Annotated in this window: 19 protein-coding genes and 1 tRNA gene; 8 read left to right on the top strand and 12 right to left on the bottom strand. The window is 38.5% G+C overall.

All coding sequences use genetic code 11. From position 1 onward, the window contains the following. Positions 1-370: 370 nt before the first annotated feature. The 4 genes from mltB to AAC026_RS19205 all read right to left on the bottom strand — a co-directional run bounded on the left by mltB (position 371) and on the right by AAC026_RS19205 (position 3,739). Complete coding sequence (gene mltB, locus AAC026_RS19220; RefSeq protein ID WP_339701558.1) at positions 371-1,345, bottom strand: lytic murein transglycosylase B; 975 nt, start codon at positions 1,343-1,345, stop codon at positions 371-373. 68 nt (positions 1,346-1,413) lie between these two features. Continuing rightward, the gene (locus AAC026_RS19215; protein WP_339701555.1) at positions 1,414-2,640 is read right to left on the bottom strand and encodes a hypothetical protein; all 1,227 of its coding nucleotides are present in this window, start codon (positions 2,638-2,640) and stop codon (positions 1,414-1,416) included. 2 nt (positions 2,641-2,642) lie between these two features. Continuing rightward, positions 2,643-2,942: a hypothetical protein gene (locus AAC026_RS19210; protein ID WP_339605912.1), complete on the bottom strand. Its 300-nt coding sequence runs from the start codon at positions 2,940-2,942 to the stop codon at positions 2,643-2,645. A 104-nt stretch (positions 2,943-3,046) separates the two neighbouring features. After that, positions 3,047-3,739 carry a DUF5668 domain-containing protein gene (locus AAC026_RS19205; protein ID WP_339605911.1) on the bottom strand — a complete coding sequence of 231 codons (693 nt, stop codon included), beginning with the start codon at positions 3,737-3,739 and terminating at the stop codon, positions 3,047-3,049. Positions 3,740-3,873: 134 nt separating this feature from the next. Between AAC026_RS19205 and AAC026_RS19200 the strand changes: the two genes are divergently transcribed. The 6 genes from AAC026_RS19200 to AAC026_RS19175 all read left to right on the top strand — a co-directional run bounded on the left by AAC026_RS19200 (position 3,874) and on the right by AAC026_RS19175 (position 10,630). Then, positions 3,874-3,957: transfer RNA gene (locus AAC026_RS19200), tRNA-Leu, on the top strand. 367 nt (positions 3,958-4,324) lie between these two features. Then, entirely contained in the window at positions 4,325-7,252 is a 2,928-nt protein-coding gene (locus AAC026_RS19195) for a hypothetical protein (RefSeq protein WP_339701553.1), read from the top strand. Between the two features lie 12 nt (positions 7,253-7,264). Continuing rightward, entirely contained in the window at positions 7,265-8,101 is an 837-nt protein-coding gene (locus tag AAC026_RS19190) for a hypothetical protein (protein WP_339605909.1), read from the top strand. Positions 8,102-8,263: 162 nt separating this feature from the next. Then, positions 8,264-8,857, top strand: coding sequence for a hypothetical protein (locus AAC026_RS19185; protein ID WP_339605908.1), 594 nt, complete (start codon positions 8,264-8,266; stop codon positions 8,855-8,857). Between the two features lie 109 nt (positions 8,858-8,966). Then, positions 8,967-9,521 (top strand): hypothetical protein, encoded by a 555-nt coding sequence (locus tag AAC026_RS19180; protein ID WP_339605907.1) that lies wholly within the window; start codon positions 8,967-8,969, stop codon positions 9,519-9,521. 56 nt (positions 9,522-9,577) lie between these two features. Then, a complete protein-coding gene (locus AAC026_RS19175; protein ID WP_339701551.1) occupies positions 9,578-10,630 on the top strand; it encodes a M42 family metallopeptidase in 1,053 nt (350 codons plus the stop codon). A 3-nt stretch (positions 10,631-10,633) separates the two neighbouring features. Here the strand turns inward: AAC026_RS19175 and AAC026_RS19170 are convergent, their stop codons facing one another. From AAC026_RS19170 to AAC026_RS19135, 8 genes are all read right to left on the bottom strand, one after another. After that, complete coding sequence (locus AAC026_RS19170; protein ID WP_339701549.1) at positions 10,634-11,389, bottom strand: hypothetical protein; 756 nt, start codon at positions 11,387-11,389, stop codon at positions 10,634-10,636. Between the two features lie 126 nt (positions 11,390-11,515). After that, positions 11,516-12,355, bottom strand: coding sequence for a YwqG family protein (locus AAC026_RS19165; protein ID WP_339701546.1), 840 nt, complete (start codon positions 12,353-12,355; stop codon positions 11,516-11,518). A 4-nt stretch (positions 12,356-12,359) separates the two neighbouring features. Continuing rightward, positions 12,360-13,010, bottom strand: coding sequence for a DUF1629 domain-containing protein (locus AAC026_RS19160; RefSeq protein WP_339701543.1), 651 nt, complete (start codon positions 13,008-13,010; stop codon positions 12,360-12,362). A 1-nt stretch (position 13,011) separates the two neighbouring features. Next, on the bottom strand, positions 13,012-14,874 hold the full coding sequence (locus AAC026_RS19155) for an AHH domain-containing protein (protein ID WP_339701540.1): 1,863 nt from the start codon (positions 14,872-14,874) through the stop codon (positions 13,012-13,014). Between the two features lie 126 nt (positions 14,875-15,000). After that, positions 15,001-15,375, bottom strand: coding sequence for a fluoride efflux transporter CrcB (gene crcB / locus AAC026_RS19150; protein WP_339701537.1), 375 nt, complete (start codon positions 15,373-15,375; stop codon positions 15,001-15,003). Beyond that, positions 15,372-15,815 (bottom strand): hypothetical protein, encoded by a 444-nt coding sequence (locus tag AAC026_RS19145; protein ID WP_339701535.1) that lies wholly within the window; start codon positions 15,813-15,815, stop codon positions 15,372-15,374. Before AAC026_RS19145 ends, crcB begins: the two co-directional genes overlap by 4 nt. Positions 15,816-15,818: 3 nt before the next feature. Continuing rightward, positions 15,819-16,337: an acyl carrier protein phosphodiesterase gene (locus AAC026_RS19140; RefSeq protein WP_339605903.1), complete on the bottom strand. Its 519-nt coding sequence runs from the start codon at positions 16,335-16,337 to the stop codon at positions 15,819-15,821. A gap of 124 nt (positions 16,338-16,461) precedes the next feature. Further along, positions 16,462-18,972 carry a DUF5916 domain-containing protein gene (locus AAC026_RS19135; protein WP_339701532.1) on the bottom strand — a complete coding sequence of 837 codons (2,511 nt, stop codon included), beginning with the start codon at positions 18,970-18,972 and terminating at the stop codon, positions 16,462-16,464. 253 nt (positions 18,973-19,225) lie between these two features. On the opposite strand from AAC026_RS19135, the gene AAC026_RS19130 reads away from it, so the two are divergent. Together AAC026_RS19130 and AAC026_RS19125 are read left to right on the top strand one after the other, a co-directional pair. Further along, positions 19,226-19,936 carry a methyltransferase domain-containing protein gene (locus AAC026_RS19130; protein ID WP_339701529.1) on the top strand — a complete coding sequence of 237 codons (711 nt, stop codon included), beginning with the start codon at positions 19,226-19,228 and terminating at the stop codon, positions 19,934-19,936. 67 nt (positions 19,937-20,003) lie between these two features. Next, entirely contained in the window at positions 20,004-21,281 is a 1,278-nt protein-coding gene (locus tag AAC026_RS19125; protein ID WP_339701526.1) for an amidohydrolase family protein, read from the top strand. Positions 21,282-21,298: the final 17 nt, after the last annotated feature.

Below are 21,298 nucleotides of genomic sequence, written 5' to 3'. Positions count from 1 at the left end.
AGCTAAAAGCAGAATATCCTAGTGCCAACATCTTCACCAGTCAAAAGCGCAAGCTCGACTACCTCTACATCGAAAGCCTCAATGACTTTGAGAAGGCCATTGCCCGAATGAAAGAAATCAGGAACGACACCCGATTCAAAAACAGCTGGGTGCATATTGTGAGATTGAGTAGGTAAAATAGGAACTTAACAGACACAGAGAAGGGGCTACGGCATTTTTGCCGTAGCCCCTTTTTATTTGATCATCCACAATGAATACTATAAGGGCATAAAAAACCCTGATCGGTTTAGATCAGGGTTTCTCTAGAAAATCGTCAGTGCAAGTTAATATTGCTGAGAGTCATTTTCTCAATAGTACTTTCTTTGGTTTCTTATTCAGCCTTACCTTTTTTAGCCTTAACGGCCTCTGCCAGTTGATAAACAGCCATAGCATAAAGTGGGCTGTGGTTGTAGCGCGTAATTACATAAAAGTTATTCATGCCAAACCAGTGTTCTTCTCCTTGTTCGTTTTCAAGAATAATCATGGTGGCAGGGCTGTTTGCATTTAACTTTTCGGCTGGCTGAAAACCAATAGCGGTATAGTCGCTTACTTTGTTTTTAGGCTTAAGTACCTGTTTATTTAAGTTAGTGATTTTGCGAGTCATGGTAGCCTTTGAAGTTATTGGTTCACCTTTCTCCCAACGATGGACTTTCAGGTAATTGGCTACGGAAGTAATGGCATCTTCTGGCGAATTGATTAAATCTCTTGTGCCGTTATCTTCAAAGCTTTTGGCATAAGCACGGTAACTAGTAGGCATAAATTGGCTGTAGCCCATAGCACCCGCATAAGAGCCTTTTGTGGTTTCAATATCAAGTTTTTCTTCTTTAGCCAATATTAAATAAGCTTCGAGTTCCGAAGCAAAAAACTTGGAGCGTTTAGGGTAACCGAAAGAGAGGGTATAGAGTGCGTCAAGTACTTTGTAGCTACCTTTAATTCTTCCGAAGTAAGTTTCTACTCCAATGATTCCTAAAATAATGTGTTCCGGAACGCCAGTGTCGGCACTCACTTTTGCTAAAGTTTCACTGTTTGCTTTCCAAAACTCAACACCTGCATTAATGCGTTCATCAGTAATGAATATTTTACGATAGCGCTCCCAAGTCATTGTACCCTCAGCAGGCTTCGATATTTTCTCAATAATATCGGCTTGATAAGTAGCCTTATTTAGAATGGCGTTGACTTCTTCAATCGGTACATTATTCTTTTCAGAAAATGACTTAGCGAAGTTGGCAACAGCAGAATCATCGATTTGTGCGAAAGCGCCAAAAGAGATGAATAAAAGAGTAGTGAAAGCAAAAGATTTGATCATGTTCGAATTTAGGCTTTTTCGAACTTCATTTACAAATTTAGAGCCAGAGAAAGATTTGAAGCAAGGCTTTACTTACCTGATCCCAACACCGATTCTAAATCGGCTAATAAACCAATGGTCAAATTGCTATCAGAAAAATTGTTAACATCCACTTGTCCGTCTTTATATTTAAATAGCGTTTTAAACGGTGATTTTGGAATGTCTACTCCTAAAGCAATGCTATAATTTATTTTTAACTTTTGGTCGGGATTAATGGCTTCGCTGAAATCGTAATAGGTGTTTGATTCTATAATGATGGAATAGTTATCGAACACGGGAATATTATAGTAGAGATTGGCAAATACTTGACCAGACAGTTCGTTGCTCGATTCTGTTCCAATCCTCATATTATCAAATTCTTTGTACACTTTTCCTCCTATATTCAGTACAGGCTTTAGTCTGAGCCTATTGCTACCGTAGGTGAAATCGACCAAATTGCCGATGAGTTTTTCATAAGAGAAGTTGAAAGCCATTCTCCCGTTAGTGAAAGTTTGATTGCCCTCTACTCCAAACCTAGCCATCATTTGAGCTTCACTTGCTCCCGAAATATCAAAGTTTAAAGGATAGATATATAGGTAATTCAGTGAGTCTTTGGCATTGGTGCTTACTCTTCCTTTGGCATAAAAAACTAATGGCTTCTCATTACCAGCCTTACCTTTTGAGAGGTGATACGACTGATGAAAACTGAAGTCTGCATTAAGCTCCATTTTATTGATATCGCTTTCGCTTTTAGGGGTAAAACTCCAATTGAATGAATTATTTGCATAAGCGTATTCACCACCAAAGGCACCAAAATAGGTTTCCATAAGGTCATTGGTAATTAAAATTTTCCCTAATGATTGGGACTCCAAACTGGTTTTAGGAATGACTAGAGAGCCCGAATTAAGGGTTAGAGAAATGTCGGAATTGGAACTTAAATAAACATTGCTTCCTAAATTTTGGAGTAACACTAAATCGGATTTACTCACCTTCGTTAACTCTACCTGTATGGCATTGTTTTGAAAACGAGTTTTCACTTGGGCATCAGGGCTGTTCACCAAAACAGGTTTTCCATTGGAGTAAAAGTTGATGGAGTTTTTGATAGAATCATAAACTACTAACGAACGAATTTGATTAATAGGCGAACCGTTTCCCAAGTTGGAAATTACAATATTCACGGAAGGGACTAAAGGAGTATTAACTACCGTATTAAACGAATATTGAGCTTGTAAACTAAGCCCAAAACATAGGAAGAGAAAAACAAAGAGCTTTTTCATGATTAACGAGGGCCAGTGCTGTAATTATTTGTGGTGTAATCGATGCAGTCTTTTATGGTTACCCAACCAGAAAAAATTGAAGGATTTAGGATAATATCATACATGTACTGAGGATAAGGAGTTCCTCCATCGGTTACGGGAATACCATTTAAGGTAGACTTTATCTTGTTGAGAAATACAGATTGGTGTGTGGGCTGGAAGTTTGTAAAGCTGAAATCTTCAATATCTCCAGTGAAATCGGCTACTGATAATAAGGCAGGCTGTATCACCTGACTTTTAATTAAATCCCTTGTCAATGACATTTTGGTTGAAGTTTGTGTGACACTAATGTATAAATAAATCGTTAAATTTTATTTATACACGGAATGTTTTAATCTTGTACAGATGCCGTAGAATGGCAAAGAAACTAATTGGTTACCTCAGCCCCACCAAAAATTGCGGTCCCGCGGATTACAAGCTCTTTGTTTCCATCAGCTTGTGGATCTATAAGCTTTCTTCTGTCCGACATTCCTCCAAAAATACCCGTGACGTTCAATTGTACACTCCAATCTTGAGGTACTCGAATTTTAGAACCACCAAACATATAGAACACATCTATTTCATTTCGGCCATCGGCCAGTTTGGCTTGGGTAAGATCTATTGTTGACCCTCCGAAAATTGCGGTTAAGGAGCCACCTTTAAAGTTGGCACTGTTTACTACTTTGTCTCCACCACCAAAAATAGCAGTATCGTTTATTTTGTTTGCGTCTAAATTCCCTGTATTTGGGTCGTATTTATCGTCTTTTGTTTCCTTATTTCGGTTTACAATGGCTATTCCTGCCACTACAAATACAAGCGGCCATAAGTCAAAAATATTAACATGTAGATTGAACCATTCGTCAAAATTCAAGAGAACACCAATACCCATCAGAATCCCACCAGTCTTCACATTCTCTTTGTTGAGAATAAGTACAGCACCTATAATAATGAGAATATTTTCCCACTGGAAAATATAGCGTCTATAGTGCCAAGAAATAATGTCTAGGTTGTCTAATAGAAACACGGTGCCAATCAAAATAAAGATTAGCCCTACAATGGCATTTCTGTTTAGGTTATTCATAAACGCGTTTTTAAGAAGTTAAATGTAGAAAGGTTCCTGTCTATTTACAATTACATTGGTAGTAAATGGTGTGGGTCAATGTTTGAATTCAGTCAAAACTTCTCTACTTTTGCCATCCCTAAATTGGATACCAAGCGCACGTGGTGAAATTGGTAGACACGCCACCTTGAGGGGGTGGTGCATTAAGTTGTGTGGAAGTTCGAATCTTCTCGTGCGCACAAAAAAGCTCCAGTAATCGGAGCTTTTTTATTTGCCCTACCCTTCTTATAAATCTCTTAGACACACAAAAGATATATTGGAGAATATACCGTTTTGTAATATCTGTAGATGGCTAAATTCAATAATCTTTTCTATGGAAAACAAGTGAAATGTACCCTTATAAAGACGCTTAATTACTAGAGTCGATTTAGTAGTTTAAAAATTTTCTGATTTTTACAGTTCTAAAAATGCAATTGGTAGTCAAAAATGCCCTATATACATTTTAAAGGCGTTTTTTAACGAAAAGGTAAGTGCTTTTATTGTAGGAATTTAGATAGAGTTTTATATCTTTGAACATTACCTAACACCAAACGTGCTAACTCAATTGTGATCAACTGCTTTCTCAGGCTGTGGAGTTATATCTCCGTTACTGTGATTGGCGTACTGTTATTAACTGTTTGTACTCATACAAACGCTCAAACTAACAGTGTAGTCGCCAATGGATTCACGCTAACCTTTGTGAATGGTGCTACTATTGGGTCAGTTGATGAAGTTGCCACTAATGTTCTCCGAGTTAAAAACGGAACTTCACGTAGAGTAAATTTTAGCTTAGATATATCATCCCCAGCAGGGTGGTCAACCCTTACAAGTCGAGATAAAAACTACACCGTTGCTGCCAACGATTCCCTTTTCATTCCTGTACGTATTATTCCACAGAAAAACTCAGAAGGTAATGTAAATTACTTTGTAAATGCCTCTGCTGTATCTAGTCAGAATATACCTTTGGCAAGCACTCCTTGGAATTTAGAGATTAAGAAGTTTTCGCAATGGAGAGCGAATGTATTGGATAAAGTAGCTTATTTTCCCTCAAGTGGGGACAGCACTAGCTTTAGAATAAACTTCACCAATACGGGTAACTCCAATGAGGATCTATATGTGTTGTTTTCTCCCCCAGTTAAAGTGACAATTGCAGATGGTCAAGGTAACCCGATAGCGGAAAATGCTTTCTCGATGAATTTGCCAGTTGGTATAGATACAACTTTAAGGTTTGTGGCAAGGCTGACTAATGGAAAGCAAAAGGACGATTTCTTCTCTTCAAAACCAATGCTCGAAAAGGAGGCGGAAGAAGGTATATATCGTTTACAAATTCAGGTGAAAGATAATTCGGGCGGAAGTTCCAGTTCTGGTGGTAGAGTGGAATTACTTCGACTAAGTAATGAAATTAAAGTGAAGAGCGAAGCAGGAAACTCAAGCATTCCGCTTACCATGGAGTTCAACTCTTACAATATTCTCTCTCAGTTTACAAACTTTAGTCTGGACCTTTATGGAGACACTGATTTAGGATTAAACAAAAATCTGAGATACTATTATCAAACAATCATTTCCAATAGTGCTTACACAGGAACTCAATTTTTAGGCTCTTATCGCTTTGTTCAATATAGTACTCCAAAATATCAGTTTGCAGCAGGCGATATAGGTGATAATATGGAAATTCTACTTAATGGAACTGGAGTAAAGGGAAATTACAATTATGGGAGATTTAATATTGGTGGAATTTATGTTAGACGTCAACAAAATGGAAACCTGATGAACTACCTAACCAATATTGGTGCTCGTGTTGGTTATAAAGATGGAAAGAGTCTTCAAGTAGAAGCAGAAGCTGTAAGCCGTAAAGATGAATTCAATGATATTGATGGAAGCTTGGTTACCGCAAATGGTAGTTACAGAATAAGCGGTAGTCAAATACTAAAAGTAAATGCTGGGTTTAGTCAAGAAAGGCATACTCAGAGCACTAATCCATTTGAAACAACGGGTTATGGTTTTGGAGCTCAATACAGTGTAACCCATAAGGGCATCAGTTTGGCATCACAAGCAAGATTGAACAGTCCCAATTTCTTATCACAGTACCGAGGAACAACCTCATTGAATCTAAATTTGAGATACCCTTTTAAAGACGGGCAGTTCTTTAGTTTAAAGACTGATATGAATACCCGAAATGCGGAAATTTATAGCAAGGGTTTTCTTTTTCCTCAAAATAAATTCAAAAGAAATGTGTACGAATTTCAATATGGCTGGAGTACTGACAACGGTAATTTCGTACTGTTCCCTAGAATTCATGACGATGAAGTTTTAGGTATAAAAACATTTACTACAGGGGGAGGAGTTCTTTTTTCTAGCAATAGACAATCGAAATTTAGAGTTTATAGCCGATTTTATACAGGCTTTACAAAGGCCTTAGATTATGACGTAGACCCTTATTTGGTAGCACGTTGGGAAAACACGATTCGGTACAAAAACCTAAATGTAACAGCCAGATACTACTATGGGCCATACAATGTTTTGGATAACCTCAGGGTGGTAGAAGATGGTATTAATCCGCAATCGGCCTTTATTTCGGCCTTTGCCACATTGAATTTTCGTAAGGCACGCCTTTCTGTACGACCAACTTTCAATGTTAGTTATGAGTCAGTTTTGGCACGTGTTCGAAGTAATTTCAGTCCACAGCTAACATTCTATTCTAAAAACGATTTTCAGTTTACCCTTACGGGTGAACTCTTTAGAATTAACCAAGGGGAAAGCCCACTACCGAGTGTAAATGCTCTAGGAGATGGTGTTTTCAATACTTATACTCAGAGTAATTTCTTATTGCGTTTTGGAATTAAAAAGACCTTCAATGTTAAACGACCCGGCAGTAAGAGTCATGATTTAGAGGTAGTTGTGTTTAAAGATCTGAACGGAAATAACAGAAGAGATGTAGGAGAAGAGTTTGTTAAAGACGCCTTAATTACCGTAAAAGATATGGCCTTAATGACCAATGAAGAAGGAGTGGTTATTTTCAAAAACCTTATACAGGGCGAATACAAAGTAAAATCAGATGTATTATCCAATGTAGAAGGGTGGTTTAAAGGCGATGGACAATCTGTGATATTAGATAATGACCGAACCGTGTTTATTCCGCTAAAACGTGGAGTACAAGTAAAAGGCAATATTATACTTCAACAAGCTCAGTATTCCGCACTTGGAGCTGGGGGGATGAACTTATCGGGTATTCGGGTAAATATGACCGACAATAGTGGGAACAGTTATACTGCCTTGAGCGGACAAGGTGGAGAATTTAATCTTTATGTTCCTTTCGGTCTTTATACAATCCAGGTAAACGAGCAAGCCGTAGACGAGCAATTTCAGTTTGCCCAAAGCAGTTACACGCTGAATGTGAATAATGTAAATGTAAACTATCAAGTAACTTTTTACCTCATAGAAAAATCTAGGAGGGTAAATATTAAGAAGTTTGACAATAAAGACGACAACAAATAAATTGATTAACTGATGAAAATTGAACCTAAATCAAGAAGCACCAAACTACTTACAAAGCTGGCATTGGCCTGCCTGCTAATGTTTGTTGTTTTTGAAGGCTATGGTCAAAAAATATCTACCTCCCCAACAAGGTTAAACTTTAAAGTTTCGCCTGGAGGGAGCGGAAGAGGCAGGGTTACTGTAGCCAATAACTCAGAAGAAACTCAAACTTTTCAAGTAGACTTTGGAGACTTTGATGCAACCCGTAAAGGTAAAAGTCAATTTTTACAGAAAGGAGAGTTGCCTCGTTCTTGTGCCAACTGGTTGAGCGCAGAGCCCTCTTTCTTCGAATTGGCTCCTGGCGAACAACAAGAAGTAATGCTGGCATTGGATGTACCTCAAGACTCTACCGCTCTAATGGCACGATGGGCCGTTACCTATATTCGAATTGCGAATGAACGTCAAGCCCAAGAAAAAGGGGCTGATGGCTTGATTGTAAATCTGAATCAGTCTTACCGATTTGGAGTGTATGTTTTTCAAACGCCTCCAAGCGTGACTTACTCAAAAGGAGAAGTGATTGATTTTACTCATCAAGGAGAAGATTTGGTGCTTAGATTAAAGAATGTTGGAGAAACCTTTCTTAAGTGTAACTCCTATGCCGAAATCACTAACCTTTCGAATGGAGAAACGAGAAGATTGGAATCGAAGAACTTTACCGTATTGCCAGCAAGCAACCGTGATGTACACTTTCAAGTGCCAAAAGATTTCCCTCCAGGAAGATACTCAGTACTTGGGGTGTTAGACTATGGCAATAGAGACGAAGTGGCTGCTGCAGAAATTGAAATTACAATACCCGAAAGGGGTAAATAATCTTTTCATGGAAAAAAAGTTCATAAGCAAAACAAGCCTTTCAACCTTTCAGAAGGCGATTCTATTAAAAAAAGTAGAAAAATTTCTTGTGAATAGTTTTAGATATGAAAATAAGTCCATATATTCACCTGTCAAAACTTTTAACCTAAACATTAAATACTCATGAAAAAAGTTGCACAACTGAGAGTGCTGGCTATTGCCGCATTACTCGCTGTTACATCCGCTTTTCAAGCGAATGCCCAAGTCCTACCGGACGACAATGAATTCGTTTATGTAGCTATGGATCTTCAAGGTGTTCTTGATTTAACATTGGCTACAGACCCTAACGTGGAATTCACGTTCAACACAATCCCTAGTTATGTTAATGGTATTATTAAGCCAAACGTTACTGAATTAAGAGTAGAGTCTACTGTGCCTTGGGATTTGTATGTACAAGCAGAAACTGTTAACTGGGCTCAGTTACAAGCTTTCTCTAGTGCTGGTACTTCAACTGTTCCTTCTACATTATTAGAAGTAAGAGTAATTGACGGTGCTGGTTCTTCTGCCCTAACTAACTTTACTGCCCTAACTGATACTAGATTAGATATCGTAGGAACAGTAGGTGCTGGTGATGGTATTGCTGCAGGTACTTATTTGACTACTCCTGATTCTCACTTTTTCAGAGTAGACTACAGAATTATTCCTACTTTGACTGCTCAGTATCAAGCTGGTTTCTATGGCTTGAACGTGATTTACACACTAGCAGAAGATTTATAATAAAGAAATTACTTTTTACTAAGACGTAGTAAAAGTTAGTTCGATTTATGTTGATTGGTTAAAAGAGGTAGCATATTGCTACCTCTTTTAATTTTATATACTTTTATGCATGGTTAGGGGCTGGTGCTTCATATTTTTTCTTTCGCTAATTACCTCTTTTGCTCGATCTCAAAGCCTTGACATCAACATTACAAGAGGGACAGACCTCAATTTTACTTTTAACACCATCCGGCAATACAACAATGGAATTATCATGGCCGGAGCTACAGAAATCACAGTAGAATCTTCAGCACAATGGGATTTATATGTTGGTGCTCAAACCAATATTGCAGGACGGTGGGACTTACTCAATTCCTACTCAAGTGCTGGTACTTCAAATGTTCCAGTTTCTATACTAGAATTAAGAGCTTCTAGCCCTGGCGGAACCTCGCAACAAACAGCTTTTTTTCAGTTACAAGATAACTCATCACCTATTTTTCTGATTGGTTCAGCAGCCGATGACCCACTAACTGCAGGTGGTGTAGGAGCTAACGCACCTGGCGACCCAGCCAATAATGCTTTTACGCATAGATTTAGAATTGACTATAAACTAACGCCTACAATGGGCTACACTCCGGGAGTATATTCCCTGACAGTGGTTTTTACCTTGGCCGAAGACCTCTAATTCTCTTTTTCCCCTTTTAATTTAGCTCTATATTCGTGCATAAAATTGTACATCATATGAGCATTAATGTATCCCTCCTTAAGAAAATCTGTGAAGAAGCTGGAGCACCCGGTTTCGAAAAGAGAATTCGTGATTTAGTAATCAAAGAAGTTACTCCTTTGGTAGATGAGTTGTCGGTAGATAATATGGGCAACGTAATTGCCATTAAGAGGGGAGCTAATAATCCTGAAGGGAAAAAGGCCATGGTAGCGGCTCATATGGACGAAATTGGTTTCATTGTAACCCATATTGACGATAATGGCTTTGTGCGTTTTCATACTTTAGGCGGTTTCGACCCGAAAACATTAACTGCACAACGTGTAATTATTCATGGGAAGGAAGATGTAATTGGCGTAATGGGCAGTAAGCCCATCCATGTAATGTCGGCTGAAGAGCGTACTAAGTTGGCCAAACTTTCAGACTATTTTATCGATTTGGGCAGGCCCAAAGAGGAAGTAGAAAAGCTTATATCAATTGGCGATCCGATTACCAGAGAAAGAGAACTGATTGAAATGGGCGATTGTGTTAACTGTAAATCTATAGATAATCGTGTTTCTGTTTTTATTTTGATAGAGGCTTTGAGAAACCTGAAAAACCAGCCTTATGACGTTTACGGGGTGTTTACAGTACAAGAAGAAGTTGGTTTAAGAGGTGCAAATGTTTCAGCTCATAGCATCAATCCCGATTTTGGTTTTGGTTTAGATACCACAATTGCTTTCGATTTACCAGGAGCTCAGCCACACGAAATGGTTACAGAATTGGGAAAGGGTACGGCCATTAAAATTATGGATGCTTCAACCATTTGCGATTATCGTATGGTGGAATTTATGAAGCAAACTGCCAATTCGGAGAAAATTAAATGGCAGCCAGAAATACTTACTGCTGGTGGTACAGATACTGCTGGTGTTCAACGAATGGGCAAGAATGGAGCGATTTCAGGAGCGGTTTCAATCCCCACTCGCCATTTACATCAAGTAATAGAAATGGCGCATAAAGAGGATATTCAAGGCTCTATTGACTTATTGATCGCTTGCTTAATGAAGTTGGATAGTTATGATTGGAGTCACTAATTATTAGTTCAACTCAATCTTAACAACCTTGGAACAAGTAATCATTTGGGGCTGGTTCTCATTGTAATCTTTTAGTTCTAGAGGAAAATATTTGGACAGAATTTGACGACTATATTCAATTGGATGATTCTTGGCAAGAAACTGATCCGTTACATACATTTCCTTAATTCTTCTACCAAAGAGCATCTCAAATTCTTCGTCATCCTCTTGTGGATATTTAACGGTGATTTTGAAACAATCATAGCCGAGGATATTTTTCCGATTATTTCTGTCTTCAGTAATCTCTATACTGTCTTCAATATTCTGCTCTATTTTACGCTCATTTGAAATATGCCCAGAAATGAGTCTTGATAAGGTGTAAGTTTTATTGTCTTTATAACTAGTAATTGTATAGTCGCTTTTAACCTCACCATCCAAAGTCTGATAATAGACAGAAGAATCGGGAAAATAGACGGTGTGATGAAGCCATTTTTGTTCACCAGAATTCATTTGACCAAAAACAGAGGCCAAGAATGACCCATAATTCTCAATTTCTTCCATTTGGTTTTTGCTTAGTGTGTCTCCGTCTTCTTTTAAACCCTCTACTGCTATTTGAGTGAAGTTATTAGATAGCTCTTTGGCTTTGTCGGCACTAACTTGGGTTGTTGAAAAAAAGACTATTTCTCCACTGGTAATAGGGCTTTGCCCCAACATAGGTTTCCAACATGTACAGAATAGGCTTATACAGAATATATACTTTAAAGCTCGCAGATAAAACATAGGTACTTCTTTAAAATGTGTTAAATTATTAATAGTAAATAGATTACTTAAGCCATCTTAAAAACCAATATCTTTCATTCCCGTTTCTATTGATCAATTGCTTTTTTGTATGACTGGAGTCACTAATCAGGTGTTCTGAATTACCAATAGGGCTTTACTGAAATCTTGAATCTCCAGATCATCTTGGTGAATGCCAAAATAAGCCATTCCATCCCCTAAATAATTTTGAATATCTAAATTTTCATTTTCAAGGTCTATTTGTAGCAAGAGGTGGAATTTCTTTTCCATCTCACACAACTCTGTCTTTTGCTTTTCAGAATAAGGCGCTGCAAATTTTGAGTGCTCGGCAGCCCACCAATATTTAACTGTTCCTTGAAGGGCCAAGGGTTGTCCTAATATTTGGTGACATGGAGTATCAACATTGCCAAGGAGTAATTCTCTAATTTCAAACTCATTTTCATCTATAAAATCATCTAATTCAATTCCCTTATGAGATAAAACTTCCATTTCATGATCTTGGTAGGATGGGAAAGTATAATGCTGGAAGAATTTAAGGTTTCGCTCGGAAAGCATTAGATCATTGGCCGATTGAGCTCTCTGTAGGTTCTTTTTTTCAACATCCTCGTACATCACTTTAAATTCACCAGTTTGCTCAGGAAATCTATCTTTTAAGGCTGTATGAGCAAAAAAGTATAAAACTCCCGTTTTGGGTAACAAATGTGAAGGCTCATAACCCGTGATTTCTTCAAGAACAATCTGACAAAGAAATGCCATTGGTTTTCCCTGAAAGCTTGGCCAATTAAAGCCATTGGGGATGTCTGGAGAACCACCAAATTTAGAAGTCGCTTCTCTTTCCTGAGTTTTTTCTCCTGCCTTTATGCCGATTGTGGGCTTTACGAATTTTAAAACCTCACTAAAGTCTTTGGGAAATGATGACAGTATTAAATCTAATAGTTGCTTGTTCATTATACTAAAGTTCTAGAAAATCTATGCCTGTAATGCCCGATTCCTCCAAATGATCCCTTAATCTTTGTGAAACATAGTAGCCAACCCCAGCGCTTACAGGCCTTAAGAAGAGTAAATCCTTACTGTTGGGCAAAAAACCTAATTTCTTGATTAGAAACGAAAAGTCTTCACCGTATTCATTTTGTACTTTCTCTCTTAAAGTACGTAATTGATCCGTACTATAAACATTAATTTCCTTTACTTCCTCAAATACATCCTTTGTCAAAATTATTTGCGAATTGGCTAAATCCAGTGCTACATAGTCGAAAGTGTAGATGCTCATTACCCAGTACTTTTTTGCAATGGACTTTTGAACCACCTCTGTGGCAAAGAACTCCATGCCTTCTACCCTGTACAGTTCAAATATTTCCTTTAACCGTTCACTCACCAATAATTTTAATGAGAAGCCAATAGTGCTTGCACTTATCAGGTCGGTAAACTTGGCCCTTGGGGCAAGCTTGGCCTTCGCCATAATGGGCTCAAACTGGGCTTTTTCATAACGTATTCTATCTATAAATTGGGGGTGGTGAACACTTACAGGAAAGATACCCTCTTCAACCTGAGGGTATCTACCGACCATTTTAAGGTCTATGGATGCTTTAATTTTATAGTACATTTTAAAAAACGATATCGTTTAAGTGTGTGTTGGGGTTGTCCAGTATTGCTTGTCTTATCCTTTGTATTAAAGGCTGCAATTTGTTGACAGCTTCATCAGGAGTCAGGTTTGGAAATTGATCATTGATTCTATCCAATGCGTCTTTGATTCTATTATTATACAAGGGGTGGTTATATTGGTTTCTCCATGAGGCAACAGGAATGCCGTTCAGGGCATCATTCATATGAAATGGATTGGTAGATGATGATGCCGCCTTTTGGATTAAAGGATGCTGCCTTTCAGCCCACACAAGAATATGGTGTGCCTGTACGGTTTTATCCCCGTCAGCTAGCCCTAATATTTTCCGGAGTTTTGAACTTCGCCCAAAATCTATATAGTTATCGGCCTTTAATACCCAGCGGAGAGACCCCTTGGTAGCAAACTTTGCCCCAGTAGAAAACCAACCAGCAATAGGAACGGCAGAACTAAAGCTGAAAGCAGCATTAACCCCGTCACCTCTAATTAAATAAATCCCTCCGTTGAATACATCAAATACCTCACCTACAACAGGAGCAAGTCCACCCAAGTCTAATAGGGTTTGAAAGGCATTTAGTGCGGCTTCAAAATAGAGTTTTCGCTTATTCCATACTCTGTTTGGGAAATCAGTAAACCATTCTGGATCGTTACCGTGTTCAGCAACTAAAAAGGCAACCTCTAAAGATAGGTAGGCTGTAAATAAGGAAGGGTCTTGCAATTTTGAAGTATAAGGAGATATTTTAGAGACATAGGTAGGAGTATAGTTTCCTTCCAACAACCCACTTCTTGTTAAGTCTAATAATGACTGTACCGTTAAGGTTGTGGCTTCCGTGATGAATCCATTCTCATCAAGGTCTCCATTTTCCAAAATCATTTGCTGCAGATCAAAGGCAGCGGCAGGGTTGTTTTGTAACCAGCTTATTTGAGAATTATTAAGGGGAATAAGTGAGCTAAGGAATTGGACAGGTTCAGATAAATCGGGTATAAGTCCAATCTGGTCGCCCCCCCAATTATCACAGTTGCCGGTATTGGCAGCTCCTAAATTGTCAAGTTGGTTGCAGTCTATAAGTAAGATGACTCCGTTGGGGGTGCCTATGTGGTCACCGCACTCTGCGGCAGTATGGGGTTTGGCAGAATATTCTTTTCCTCTTCTTCGCTCAACTGGGCATGGAGGGTAAACGGTCTGCCAAGTGCATTGCCCCCCACCAGTAAAAATTGGAGGGGCAGGATCCCAGTTATAATATGGCTCTGTGCCAGAGGTTGTTCCCCCAGGGTCATTATTGCCTCCAGGTCCATCAAAGCCAGTTCCTCCATCGCAATCATTGTTGCTTAGGCTTTTACCTTCAAGATTTGCTGTACCATCTCTGTTGTTGTCGCCTCCATATAAGAATTGTCGGGTAATGGTGCCTTTAAAGGTTTGGATTGAAAAACCATGCTTAACGTAATCTATGAAATAGCTGCTGTCCATCTCGTACTTCATTAAGTAAGGGATCCTGTGGTCGTTTACTCCCATTGGGACTATGAGATTCGAAAAAGTCAGATGATTATTGTCTTGGTCGTCAACACTGAATGTGTAGTTGTCATTTCCCAAGGTGTCAATCACCTGCATAATTTCATCCATTCTTATTAGACCTATTGAGCTTTTGCTCTGATTGGCAGCCCCTGTAGTTCTTTCTATGCCCAACGGAGATTGGATTTTTTCCAAAACTTGGGGGATATCGTTGGCTGAAAAGAAATTAACCTGTGTTGTTTTTACTTCTGGAGAAGTTTCGGTTTTAAAGTCGTTTGTCTGACAACCGAATACTACTAGAGCAATCAGAATGATAAGGTGGGTTTTAAAAATTTTCATTGTATTTACTGTGAGATATTAAATTGAGTTATGTGGCGTAATTATTATTGCTCAATAATAGCTATAAAATGAAAATATCAGAAGAATTAATTATGTTTTTTGAAATATTTATAAAATAACCATTTCCTACCCTCTCGTAAATTTATAACCTAAGTAAGCAGCAATCATTCCAACTACAACACTGGCGGCTATATACAATAGAGCTTGTAGTGGTTTGTTTTCAAGTAAGAGCGTATTGCCTTCATAGGCAAAAGTAGAAAAGGTGGTAAATCCACCACAGAACCCAGCAATAAGCAAAAGGTTGATTTGAGGAGAAAGGAGCTTTTCTTGCGTGGCCCAGCCCATCAATAGACCGATAAGGAGGCAGCCTGTAATATTTACTACAAAAGTACCGTAAGGAAATAAATTTGGGTATTTAGAATGAATGGTATTCTGAATTACATACCGTAAGGCACTTCCTACTGCGCCACCTAAAGCCACAATAAGTGCGTTTTTAATCATTCTTTTACTTCTTTTTTGGGAGCTTTCTTTTTTATGTACTTGTACACCTTATCGTAATCGCTGTTTTCTTGATTCGATATTTTTACATAGCCCTTATTTATAAAAACCAACTTAAGCTGCTTGTATTCGGTTTTATTGGTTTTAATGATTGTCTCTTGCCAAGCACCAAGCTCAGATATTTCTTGAACGGATTTAAAAAAGCGAAAAGGATAGTAAACATGAACCTGATCGTAACCAATTTTCAACACTTTATAATTGAAGATGAGTTTGTAGAGCATAATGGAGCAGACCACTAATAAAAACCCCAATAAAACATAACGCCAAGTATCAGAAGGCTCTGCTAAAACTTGACGCATAAAGTAGAGTGCTCCCAGAATTGAAATCAGGGTGAAAACCGTTAAGGAAAAAATGGTCTTTCGTTTGGGCTTTGAAATAATCATGTGTTACGAATTAATCAAATCTTCTCTGAATTCGCTAATGTGCGATTGAATGTCAGGAAAAAATAGTCTGAATTCTTGCTCAAAAAGAGTGTAGTGTTTTGTTAAGTCCTGAATTGACTCATCCATTTTTGAGTCGAACTTGGTTCTTCTAGATAATCCTGAAAGCGCTCTGTGAATGCCTTTTAACTCTGCATAGGCCAAAAGCCAATTATTAGCTACCATATAAGGCAGCATGTGCTGAGCCCTAGCAGGCATTTGGTTTTGAAAGGCTACCAAGCGTTTAAAATGATTTTCCGAAAATGTTTTTAAATCTTCAGGATGAAACTCACTGAAGTTTTTGGCCAAAAAGTGGTCATAGAACATGTCTACTATTACACCTGAGTAATGTCTGTATTTTTCTGAAAGTCTTTTTTTACTCTCACTTACCACCTCGTGTGAATCGGTAAAACGATCAATTTCGCGATGTAGCAGCACACCTTTAGCAATATCAGGTTCATAGTCTTGATATTGGTTTCCCTTCACAAAATCTCCTAAAAAATTGCCAATGGCTATTTTTGAATGTGACCCCGAGAGATATAAATGTGCTAAATAATTGATAACCTTTTTATTAGGTCAGTAAGGTAACTACTGAATCTATGAATTACAATTAGCCTTTAGTGAAGATGTTTTTAATATTCAGGTAGTCGATAAAGTAAACCATTCTAATGGTGATCGAGTCTGAGTTAGGTGCTCCAAAAGTACTATTGAAATTATCGATAAAGCGTAATTGAGTATTGTAATCATTTGTTCCAATACTTCGCTTCCAAATGGCTCTAATCTCGGAACCAGGAGCAAATTGCCAGTTGTATTCCATATCGATATTGAAAGCATTGTAGTTTCGATTGTCTACCATTTCACCCGTTTGGGCGTCTACGCCAGTGTAGGTTGTACTCACAAGTTCATCACCTTCTGTAAGCTCATAAAACTCTTTATAATCTACACGACTCCAGTAATGACGTGCTCTAAACGTAACCCCCATTCTGTTTGTAAATATGTAGCTTCCGTTTAGGGTGTTAGTAAAATTTCTTACCTCTCTTCTTCCAAAAATAACAGCTTCTAAATCACCATTAGTATCGTTGTAGAGCCTTCTAGCATAACCTCTTTCGTTATCTCTACTACTTACTTCAACATTATGGCTAATCTCTGCCCTTTCTCCAATTCTAACTCTTGCAGAAAGATTCATAGACTGGTCAGTCTGATCCCAATCTGGTCTTCTTCCAAACCTTAAGTTACCAGACATTCTCACTTGCTTGCGGCTGTCGGTGTTTAAATTGATTCTTCCGCTATAGCTACTTGGCTTTTTGAATACATAACCCGCAACTCTCGATTCAAAAAAGTCATTACTAATTCCTGGGCTACCGCCAAACTCAGTGCTGATGTACCAAAAGTTTTTTAACTGCCCACCAGTATTTACACTATATCGCCAAGAAGAGAATTCTTTTGGCTCATATAGCATTTCATGATTTGCGTTTAGCCGAATATTATAATTGTTGAAAATACCTACTGGCTCGAATTGGTTAAAGGAGAAATCTGCCCTATGCTCAATTTGATTTGACTGACGTAGAAAACCTAAATCGTTAATGTCATAAGTATCGCTCTCTACATTTCGGTTGATACCATACTGAAACTGTCCTCTGTTCTTATCAATTCCAATATTGTATTTAATCCCAGCCTTGGTGTCTTTAACCCCATTCTGATAAGAAGCTATGTTGCTATAACCAAAAAATCCAGTGGTACGCCAATTTCTATTTGCATCATTAAGAGAGAAATTGAACGCGGTTACATTGGCATCATCTCCATTTTTTGCTCTTGTTACATTAGTGTTTGTCAGCGTTACACTTGAATTGTTCTTAAGGTTTTGATCAAGTACTATTACATTAAAGTTAGTAAGCGGATCTGCTTCAACTTCCGTTTTTTCTCCCGTATCGGTGTTTTCTACTTCTAAATAAGTGGGCTTAGTAATGGCATTAAAAAAGCCAATTCCTAACCCTCCATTTGTTCGGCCTGTGATTTTACTGGCATTGATCAATTGGGCTGCATCGGGTGAGTAGGTAACCGATTCGTTCTTTTCCAATTGCCGTGTACGATTTCCAAAAGTGCCCCCAATTCTTCTGGAATAAAACAAACCAGCTTTATTGAATAGCTCTACGCCCTCGGTAAAAAAGGCCCTGTTCTCATCAAACTTTACTTCAAAAGGACTAAGGTTAAGTACTTGCCTGTCAGACCTTACTCCACTAAAATCTGGGATAAGTGTCATGTCCAAGGTAAAGGCATCATTGATTCCGTACTTTATGTCCATACCTCCATTTAGTCTCGGGTTGCTCGTACCAATTCCAGTAGCTCGGTTGATAACGGTAGATACATAGGGGTAAAAGAATAATCGGGTAGGAGGTGTAATGTTTTTAATATTTTTCACTACACCCGCCTGATTCAAATAACCAGAAATTTCAGGGTCGATTGGGCTCCAATATGAACTCTCGTTTAGGGAGGTGTTCTGACGCATAAAATTGATGCCCCAATTTTGAACATCTTGAGAGCTGAATCTTAATACAGCATAAGGAATCTTCATTTCAACCGTCCAGTATTCATCACTGATTTCAACAGCCGATAACCAAACCGCATTCCAGCCCGAATCATTCCTCCAAATATTTTCACGTCCACCATTTGAATAGCGGGTGTCATATTGAACTCCGGCAACGGTAACAAAAATGCCCACCCCGTTCAATCCTGCATTATAGGGGTCAAAGCTTACACCGAAGTAATCAGAGTTGCCAATATTATCTCGGTTGGTCAGTAAGTTAAATACATCATCCTTTTTGTCATAAAGCTGCGCAACTATGTATATCGCTTGATCATCATATAGCATTCTAACCTCAGACTTTCTTTGCGAGGGCATACCAGGGTTCGGGCTATTCTGAATAAAGTCCGTAACCAATGGAGCTTGGCACCATACGTCTTCATCCATCACTCCGTCTATTGTTATTTTCTCGCTGGTTCTGACCGCCTCAAACGATTTTCGTTCCTGCTGAGCACTTACACTAATTGACCAAACTAATGCTAGAAGTACGATTGTTAACTTATTGAAATTCAATGCTTTTTTGTTTGTATGTAATGACATGCAAAGGTGAGGATAGTTGACAGACTTATAAATTCAAATTATTTGCATACCTACTTTTTTAGTGTGAATGGTTTTGGTACACTAATTCCTAAATTAAGTTATATGTAACTATTGTACTCTAAAATATTGATATACGGGAGTATGCTTTTCAAAAATGAACCAATGACAGCCTGTATGTGTGGGTAAAGAAGAAGCAAACCAATTGTTTTTTATTATAGTGATCTGCCATAAATTCTAGCCTTTCATTTTCTTAATGTACTTTTATGGCATGGATGTTTACGGAAAAGCACTCAATGATTTTCATGCTGGAATAGAAGATCAATCACTTATGCTCAATACCTCTTATGGTGAGTCGGAAGAAATGCCCGTTTGGTATTTTTTTAGAAGCTATGAAGAGATGCCAGAAATGGAGCAAATGGCACTTTCCATTGCCGATGGCGACATCCTAGATGTAGGTGCAGGAGCAGGGTGCCATGCCTTAGTGCTACAGCAAATGGGTAAGGCCGTTACAGCCATCGATACCTCTAGCCATGCCGTTGATTTAATGAAAAAGGATGGACTAAAAAACGCAATTAAAGCCGATTACTTTAAATTCAACCAAAAGAAATACGACACCATCATTCTACTTATGAATGGTATTGGTATGGTGGGTAAACTGAACCGATTAAAAACTTTTTTAGATCATGCCAAAACCCTTTTAAAACCCGAAGGACAGTTGATTTTTGATACTTCAGACATTAAGTATTTGTATGAAGGGCAAGATCTACCAACAGACAAATACTATGGCGAAGTAAGTTTTCAATACGAGTATCAAGGTGAAAAAGGGGAGTGGTTTGATTGGGTATATATTGATGAAGACACCCTTGCAGATGTTGCCGAAGAATGCGGTTGGTTTTTATATTACCTCCATAAAGATGAAAGCGCTCAATATTTGGTGAGAATGATTCCGAAGGAGTACAAGTAAGCTTTTTTGTAGTCTTGAATTCTAGCTTCATAATTCCGTATCTTCCAATTATTATTAAACTCAAACCATGAAAAGATTATTTACCCTATCGCTTCTTGTTCTATTCTCTTTTGGCTTAAACGCGCAAAGAACAATTATTCATGCAGGAAAATTGATTGATGGAAAATCAGATCAAGTAATGACATCTATGTCTATTGTGATTGAAGGCAATAAGATAGTTGCGGTTGATCAAGGCTACACCAAAGGCAGAAATGATGATCAAGTGATTGATTTGAAGAACAAAACGGTGATGCCCGGACTCATGGACATGCACGTTCATATTGAATCGCAAAGCAGCCCTTCTTCTCAGTTGAATAAGTATGTAATGAATGAAGCCGATTTGGCTTATGATGCCCAAGTTTATGCCAACCGAACTTTAATGGCGGGATTCACCACCGTGAGAGACTTGGGTGGATCGGGCGTAAATGTGGCTTTGCGAAACGCCATAAATGCAGGAAAAGTAGTTGGCCCAAGAATTTATACGGCAGAAAAAACCATAGCTACCACTGGCGGCCATGGTGATCCAACAAATGGGGCAAGCAGTCATTTAATGGGCGATCCTGGGCCTTTAGAAGGTGTAGTGAACAGCGAAGAAGAAGCCAGAAAAGCTGTACGTCAACGCTATAAAAACGGAGCAGATGTAATAAAAATTACCGCAACAGGTGGAGTTTTATCTGTAGCAAAAGACGGGCAAGGGCCTCAGTTTAAAATGGACGAGCTCAAAGGAATTATTGAAACTGCCAATGAGTATGGAATGGTGAGTGCCGCACATGCACATGGTGATGAAGGAATGCGAAGAGCAGTAGAGGCGGGAATTACTTCTATAGAACATGGCACCTTTATGAGCGACCAAACCATGGACCTTATGATTAAGAAAGGAACGTATTATGTGCCGACAATTTCTGCTGGTGAGTTCGTGGTGGAAAAGGCAAAAATACCGGGCTTCTTCCCTGATGTGGTGGTGCCCAAAGCTTTGGAAGTAGGGCCGCAAATAAGTGATACTTTTAGTAAAGCGTACAAAAGAGGAGTGAAAATTGCCTTCGGAACAGATGCTGGTGTTTTTCCTCATGGCGATAACGGCAAAGAATTCATTTACATGGTAAAAGCAGGAATGAAACCCATGGAAGCTATCAAATCTGCTACCATGACTGCCTCGCAATTATTAAGAATCGAGAAACAATATGGCTCAATAGAACCTGGGAAAATGGCAGATATTATTGCTGTTGACGGTGACCCTATTCAAGACATTGCTACAATGACGGAAGTTAAGTTCGTAATGAAAGACGGACAGGTTTATAAGAAGTAAGCCATTTACTGGATGGA

The organism is uncultured Roseivirga sp. (assembly GCF_963973945.1).
Classification (GTDB): domain Bacteria; phylum Bacteroidota; class Bacteroidia; order Cytophagales; family Cyclobacteriaceae; genus Roseivirga.
Note: the sequence above shows the minus strand (reverse complement) of the source record. Positions and strands in the feature narration are given on the sequence as shown.